Here is a 7,072-nt window from a genome sequence, read left to right as displayed (position 1 = left end):
TGTCCCGCCGCGAACGGCGAGCAGGTCCGGCAGGCTGAGCATGCCCAGCAGGCGGCGCTGCCCGTCCACCACCGGCAGCGACTGGACGCCGTGCCGCACCAGCAGCGCTCGCGCCTCGCTGCCGCTCTGGCCGGGTTGCACCGTCACCACGTCGCGCGACATGATGTCCGCGCAGCGCACGTCGCCGAAGCGGCGGCGATAGGCGCGCAATTGCGCGGCCACCAGGATTTCCTCGAGGTCGTCTTCCTCGATGTCGAGAAATTCGCCGCGCGCCTTCAGCACTTCGTCAAGGTCGGCCCGGTTGAAGCCGACCCGTTCGCTGGGCAGCGGATCGGCGGTGCGATGCGGGTTGGTGTGCTCGACCGGGCGGTGCGGATAGCGCCGCCGCATCAGGTTGTTGAACAGCAGCGCCACCAGCAGCAGCAGCATCGAATTGAGCGCGACCGGGAATACCACGAAGCCAAAGCCCAGCTGGCTCACGGCCGGCCCGCCGAACACCGCGGTGATCGCCACCGCGCCGCTGGGCGGGTGCACGCAGCGCAACTGGAACATGGCGGCGATGGCCAGCGCCACGGCGGCCGAAGCGGCCAGCCCCGGCGCGGGAATCCAGCGCGCGCAGGCCACCCCGATCAGCGCCGCTACCAGGTTGCCGCCGATGATGGACCACGGCTGGGCCAGCGGGCTGGCCGGCACGGCGAACAGCAGCACCGCGGATGCGCCCATCGGCGCCACGAACCATGGGTTGAAGCCGCCAAGCAGGTGGCGGCTGATCAATTCGGTGATCAGCAGGCCGAGGAGCGCGCCCAGGCAACTCTTGAAACGCTCGCGGCGGCCGGCGGTAATCGGGGTAGGGACGAAGGCGCGCAGCCATGCGCGCGCCCGTTCTGGCGTGAACTCGGGTAGGGAAGGGGCCTGGGATGGCGGCATGGTTCTGGGCTTGGTCAAAGGGGGCATGGGCGGCGAACGGTGGAGAAACACGCGAAAAGTGAGTATTCGTCACCTGGGGTTTTTCGCCGAAAGCCAGCGCGCAAATATATCACGACGTGATACATTTCGTTTCCCGCGGAAAACCCCTTGCCGCAATAGCGCGACATCCCGCGCTTCTTGCACGAGTCCCATCATGCACTTCGAGAAAAGCGACTACTCGGTCAACCGGCGGCTGCTGCTGCTAGCGGCGCTGGCGCCCCTGATCGGGGCCATCAGTACGGCGGCGGCAGTGCTGCTACTGAACCTGATCCGGTTCTTCACCAACCTGTTTTTTTACCAGACGCTGTCGCTGGCGGAACGCTCCCCGGCCCAGCATGCGCTGGGGGCGTGGGTCATCGCCGTACCGGTGATCGGTGGGCTGCTCGTCGGACTGATGGCGCGCTACGGCAGCGACAAGATCCGCGGCCACGGTATTCCGGAGGCCATCGAGGCGGTGTTGTTCGGCAAGAGCAGGATGTCGCCCCGGGTGGCGGTCCTCAAGCCACTCTCGTCGGGCATCGTGATCGGCAGCGGCGGGCCGTTCGGCGCCGAGGGGCCGATCATCATGACCGGTGGCTCGATCGCCTCGCTGCTCGCGCAGTATCTCCATCTCACCGCGGCCGAGCGCAAGACGCTGCTGGTGGCTGGCGCCTGCGCCGGCATGACGGCGATCTTCGGCACGCCGGTGGCGGCGGTGCTGCTGGCGGTCGAGCTGCTGCTGTTCGAACTGCGCCCGCGCAGCCTGCTGCCGGTGGCGCTGGCCTGCGCCGTGGCGGGCTTCCTGCGCGCGTGGGTGTTTGCCCCCGGCCCCTTGTTTGCGCTGCATACCGCGCCGGCCACGACCGCGGCACTGGGCTCGTGCGTGATCGCGGGCCTGCTTTGCGGCGTGCTGGGCGCCGTGTTGACACTGGCGCTGTATCGCACCGAGGACCAGTTCTCCAGGCTCAAGCTGCACTGGATGTGGTGGCCGGCGATCGGCGGGCTGGTGGTCGGCATCGGCGGCTTTTTCGAGCCGCGCGCGCTGGGCGTGGGCTATGACGTGATCGGCGACCTGCTCAACAACCGGCTGGCGCTGGAAGTGGCGGTGGCGTTGCTGACGGTCAAGGCGGTCATCTGGGTCGCCGCGCTGGGTTCCGGGACTTCCGGTGGCGTACTGGCGCCGTTGCTGATGCTGGGCGCGGGGCTTGGCGTGGCGCTGGCGCCGCTGCTGCCCGGCGGCTCGCCGCAGCTCTGGGCGCTGGTGTGCATGGCGGGCGTGCTGGGCAGTGTGCTTGGCGCGCCCCTGACCGCCATCGTGTTCGCCTTCGGCCTGACGCACGACAGCGACGCGCTGCTGCCGCTGCTGCTGACCACGGCGGTGGCGCACGGATTCACGGTGCTGACCATGAGGCGCTCGATCATGACCGAGAAGATCGCGCGCCGCGGACTGCATATCTATCGCGAATACGGCGTCGATCCGCTGGAGCGCCAGCACGTTGGCGACCTGATGACCACCGCGGTGCTGAGCGTGGACGGCGAGCAGCCGGTCAGCGCGCTGTGGCCGCAGTACTTCGGCGAGCACGCGCCGCATCGCGGTTATCCCGTGGTGTGTGGCGCACGCGTGGTCGGCATGCTGGAGCGCAATGCCTTGCGCGGGCGCGAGGCTTCCCCGCAGGCCGGCCGCGCGCTGATGGCGCCGCTGCAGCCGCACCAGGTGCTGCTGCCCGCGCAGACCGCGCGCATCGCCGCCGGGCGCATGGCCGAGCTGGGCGTCAGCCGCCTGCCGGTGGTGGCTGACCTGGATTCCATGCGGCTGGTCGGCGTGGTCTCGCTGCGCGACTTGCTGCGCCCGAGCGGGCAGGTGCTGCATGAGGAAACGCGCCGCGAGCGTCTGCGCGGCGCGGCGGCAGCCTGAGGGCTTTCCTTCAGAGCTTGTAGCTGGACAGCAGGATGCTGGTTTCCGTCGCGGCGATGCCGTCGATCAGCCGGATGCGGTCCAGCGTACGGTCGAACGCCTCGAGCGTGTCCGCGCGCAGCTCGGCGATGATGTCCCAGCGCCCGTTGGTGGTGTGCAGCGCCTGCACGTTCGGTTCGCCGCGCAGCGCCTGCAGCACCGCGCGGGCCTTGTTGCCTTCCACCGCTATGGTCATCCACGCACGGATGCGATGCGCCTCGGCTTCCGGCTTGAGCCGCACCGTGTAGCCGACGATCAATCCCTCCCTTTCCAGTCTGTCGATGCGGTTCTGCACAGTGGCGCGCGATACGCGCAGCGCCTTGGCGAGTGCCGTGGCGGGCATGCGGGCGTTGTCGCGCAGCAGGGCGAGCAACTGTCGGTCGGTGTCGTCCATTGCAGGTCCTGTCGGGCGCAGGGATGCGCCCTGGTGATGTCGAAAGCGCAATTGGCGATTTGCCAGTCGTGCTTGGCATTTTGCCATGTGAGCCGCGCAAATTGCACAATCTGCTGTCTTTAGGTTAGCACGGCACTACGCCAGAATTCAGGCATTCACTGACCCCGTAGCCAACCACTCCAAAGGAGCCAGCGTGATCCACCAGCCCACCATCCTGCTTGTCGAGCCCACCCACTACGACGTGTCCTATAGCATCAACCCGTGGATGGATCCGGGCCTTTGGGCGAGCGATCCGCGCGGCATGCATCGCAATGCCGTGCGCGCCTTCGAGTCCCTGCGCTCGGCGTTGCGGGCGGCTGGCTTCGCGGTGGAAGTGGCGCCCGGCACCCTGGGCCAGCCTGACATGGTGTTCCCGGCCAACGCCGCCGTGGTGCTGGACGGCCACGCCGTGCTGGCACGCTTCCGCTATCCCGAGCGGGCGGGCGAGGAGGCGCCTTTCGCGCGCATCTTCGAGGGGCTGCGCGAGCGCGGCCTGATCGACTCCGTCAGCCTGCTGCCTGAGGGCTGCTACCAGGAAGGCGCCGGCGACTGTATCTGGGATGCCGTACGTGGCCACTTCTGGGCGGGCTTCGGGCCGCGTTCCTCGCGCGCAGCGGCCGATGTCATGGCCAGCGAGTTCGGGCGCGAGGTGGTGGCGCTGGAACTGGCTACCGAACAAAGCTATCACCTCGACGTGTGCTTCTGCCCGCTGTCCGGCGGCGAAATCCTCTACTACGCGCCCGCCTTCACGCCGCAGGCGCTGTGCACGCTGCGCGAGCGCGTGCCAGCCAGCCTGCGCATCGAGGCGAGCGAGGACGACCTGCGCCACTTCAGCGTGAATGCGGTCAACCTGCACGACCAGGTAGTGATGACGCGCACCACCCCGCACCTGCGCGCCGAACTGGGCCAGCGCGGCTATCAGCTGCGCGAGGTGGACCTGTCGCCGTTCATGCTGTCCGGGGGTGGCGCCTACTGCATGACGCTGCGTCTCGATCGCAGCAGCGCGGCGCGACAAGCGGCGGGTTCGTCCGGCGGCGCCGCGCAGGCCGCGGTTGCCGCCTGAGGAGCGGACCCGAGGCCCGGCGAGAAAAAGAGAGAGCCGCAACATACCAGGGAGAACACCATGAAGGAGATCGCCATGACCCGCTTTCTGGATGCCGACGATGTGGCGGCGCTGGTGCGCGAGACGGGCGTTGCCAATGTGATCGTGCAGATGGCGCACCATATTCGCCAGGACTTCGTGCGCTGGGATGCGTTCGACAAATCGGCGCGGCTGGCCTCGCACTCTGCCGGCGGCGTGATCGAGCTCATGCCGGTGAGCGACGGCGTGCAGTACGCGTTCAAGTACGTCAACGGCCATCCCCGCAATGCGCAGAATGCCATGCCCACCGTGATGGCCTTCGGCGTGCTGGCCGAAGTGGCAAGCGGCTTTCCCTTGCTGCTGAGCGACCTGACCCTGGCCACCGCGCTGCGCACCGCTGCCACCTCCGCGCTGGCGGCACAGGCGCTGGCGCGGCCCGGGGCCGCCACCATGGCGCTGATCGGCAATGGCGCGCAGGCGGAGTTCCAGTCGCTGGGCTTCCATGCCATGCTGGGCATCCGCGAGATCCGCGCCTACGATATCGATCCGGCCGCGAGCGCACGGCTGGCGCGCAACCTGGCCGGTGTGACCGGGCTCAAGGTGGTGGTAGTGGACTCGGTGCGGGCCGCGGTGCAGGGTGCGGATATCCTCAGCACGGTGACTGCCGACAAGACGCGCGCCACCATCCTGACTCCGGACCTGGTGCCGTCCGGCGTGCATATCAATGCGGTGGGCGGGGATTGCCCGGGCAAGACAGAGCTGCATGCGGACATCCTGCGCCACGCGCGCATCGTGGTGGAGTACGCACCGCAGACCCGCATCGAAGGCGAAATCCAGCAATTGCCGCCGGATACACCGGTCACCGAGCTTTGGGAAATCCTGTCGGGCCGCGCGCCAGGGCAGGACGGTAGCGGGCGGGTTACGGTGTTCGATTCGGTGGGGTTTGCGCTGGAGGACTACGCTGCGCTGCGCTGGCTCCATGCGGCGGCGCATGCGCGCCATCGCGGCAGCCATGTGGAGCTGGTGGCGACGCCGCCGGATCCGCGCAATCTCTACGGCTGGATGATGGATGCGGGCGTGGCGCCGCATGCCGAGCGGGAACCGCTGGCAGCGCTGGCCTGAGCGCTGGTTTTGCCGCAGTGCGGGCGTTCCATGCAATGACGCCGCAGTTGTGCTGGCACAACTGCGGCGTACAAGCGCGCGGATGTCGGCGGAGGCGGTGCCCGCGGGTGGCGGGCGCGTCGGACCGGACGGCCGGGTGACGGCCGGGCAGTTGACTGCCGATGAAACTGTGTGTGCGCGGCTTATGAAACGTTGGCGGACGGCCTGGGCACGCCGGAGGTCGGGTCAGCCAGCGGCGGCGCCGCGGCTCATCATCAGCTGCGCGCGCAGGAAGCCTTTGACTTCTTCCAGGGACGGGGTCTTCAGGAAGACCATGATGCCCCAGTGCTGCAGGGCATCGGCTACGCCGTCATACGCTTGCCGGTTGGTGATCACGGCGAAGATGACATTCTGGCGGGCAAAGAAATTCTGCAGCTTCTCGATGGTGGCCGATTCGGCGTCGCTGAGTTCTTCGACGTAGTACAGCACCACCCGCGGATGCGAGCTGACGGAAGTAATGATGGTATCCACGACGTCCTCCACCACCACGCTTTTGAGAGGCAGGCCCCATTTGCCCAGTTGCGCGTGGATGCGCTGGGCTTCCTGATGATTCGGGTGGAATACCACCAGGTCGAGTTCATGCACCGAGGGCACTTCCTGGCCGACCCGGGTGGCCAGCAGCCGATGCACGGTCTCCTTGTGTATGCGGCGATGCCCGCCATTTGTCTTCCAGGCACCGAGTTCGCCGCGCTCCACCATTTTCTGCACGGTGCCCAGCGACACGTTGAGCAGCTTCGCGGCGGTTCGCGTGCTGTAGTAAGGCTTCTCAGCCAGTTCAGAATCCAGTTTCATCCGTTCACCCGTTAACTAAAAACACACCGCGGCTTGATACGCAGTGGCAGCGCGCGCACATCGCACCGATTGGACCCCCGGTTCCGCCGACGCTCGCCATGTTGGCGGTCGTCCGCTGGCACTCTTGCACCTTCTGCGCAGCATGCCCCGAGATCGGGGGAGAGAGCCATGTAGCTCCTTGTCTCGCATTGGTGTGATCTTTGTCACAAGTGCCTTTTCTTCTCTACAGGAGAAGGACCGGTCCCGAATAATATGCGTTATCGAACACAATTCACCATGCCAGATGGCAAATATTTCGAGATTGCTCTGAACGCTCCCAGTTATGTGTTTAAACGCATATTGTCGTCTTTTGGCAGACACGCAAATCAGGGAATTTATTGCAAACATTGCAGACATCCGAGCCCCATCATGGGGCGGCCACGCGGATGCCAATAGACTGGACAGCCATGTGTGCCGTGGGTTCCCGCGCCGTCCGTTCCCATCCGGGCGGGCATTATTGCGGCGGCTAGGGGAATTCCCGATGCCGGTTCGGCGCGTCGCATATCCGGGGCGCCAGGATTTGCCTGACGCGCTTAAATGTCAAAATCGTTCTGTATCAAAAATGCGCTGGCTGGTGCGCTGTGGCAATTGCAGCCGCGCGGCCCGGGAGCGAGAGGCGTGAGGCAAGCGAGGTTGCCATGGTCGCACGGCGCGCGTGCCGCCTTTG

General features: G+C 66.9%; 6 protein-coding genes. 3 read left to right on the top strand and 3 right to left on the bottom strand.

Annotation, left to right across the window (positions count from 1 at the left end; translation table 11 throughout):
- Window positions 1-927, bottom strand: a 927-nt coding sequence (locus P3W85_RS06655) for an HPP family protein (RefSeq protein ID WP_276264195.1), incomplete at its 3' end; no start/stop codon positions are given.
- Window positions 928-1,120: 193 nt separating this feature from the next.
- Between P3W85_RS06655 and P3W85_RS06650 the strand changes: the two genes are divergently transcribed.
- Entirely contained in the window at window positions 1,121-2,860 is a 1,740-nt protein-coding gene (locus P3W85_RS06650; RefSeq protein ID WP_276264194.1) for a chloride channel protein, read from the top strand.
- 10 nt (window positions 2,861-2,870) lie between these two features.
- Here the strand turns inward: P3W85_RS06650 and P3W85_RS06645 are convergent, their stop codons facing one another.
- The gene (locus tag P3W85_RS06645) at window positions 2,871-3,293 is read right to left on the bottom strand and encodes an Lrp/AsnC family transcriptional regulator (protein ID WP_276264193.1); all 423 of its coding nucleotides are present in this window, start codon (window positions 3,291-3,293) and stop codon (window positions 2,871-2,873) included.
- 193 nt (window positions 3,294-3,486) lie between these two features.
- On the opposite strand from P3W85_RS06645, the gene P3W85_RS06640 reads away from it, so the two are divergent.
- Both P3W85_RS06640 and P3W85_RS06635 read left to right on the top strand, forming a co-directional pair.
- Window positions 3,487-4,395 carry a dimethylarginine dimethylaminohydrolase family protein gene (locus tag P3W85_RS06640; RefSeq protein ID WP_276264192.1) on the top strand — a complete coding sequence of 303 codons (909 nt, stop codon included), beginning with the start codon at window positions 3,487-3,489 and terminating at the stop codon, window positions 4,393-4,395.
- 60 nt (window positions 4,396-4,455) lie between these two features.
- On the top strand, window positions 4,456-5,535 hold the full coding sequence (locus P3W85_RS06635; protein WP_276264191.1) for an ornithine cyclodeaminase: 1,080 nt from the start codon (window positions 4,456-4,458) through the stop codon (window positions 5,533-5,535).
- 225 nt (window positions 5,536-5,760) lie between these two features.
- Here P3W85_RS06635 and P3W85_RS06630 read toward each other — a convergent pair whose 3' ends face one another.
- Complete coding sequence (locus P3W85_RS06630) at window positions 5,761-6,366, bottom strand: helix-turn-helix domain-containing protein (RefSeq protein WP_017226487.1); 606 nt, start codon at window positions 6,364-6,366, stop codon at window positions 5,761-5,763.
- Window positions 6,367-7,072 lie beyond the last annotated feature (706 nt).

This window comes from Cupriavidus basilensis, from assembly GCF_029335485.1.
GTDB classification, from domain to species: domain Bacteria; phylum Pseudomonadota; class Gammaproteobacteria; order Burkholderiales; family Burkholderiaceae; genus Cupriavidus; species Cupriavidus basilensis_E.
This window is presented reverse-complemented; position numbering and strand designations above follow the sequence as displayed.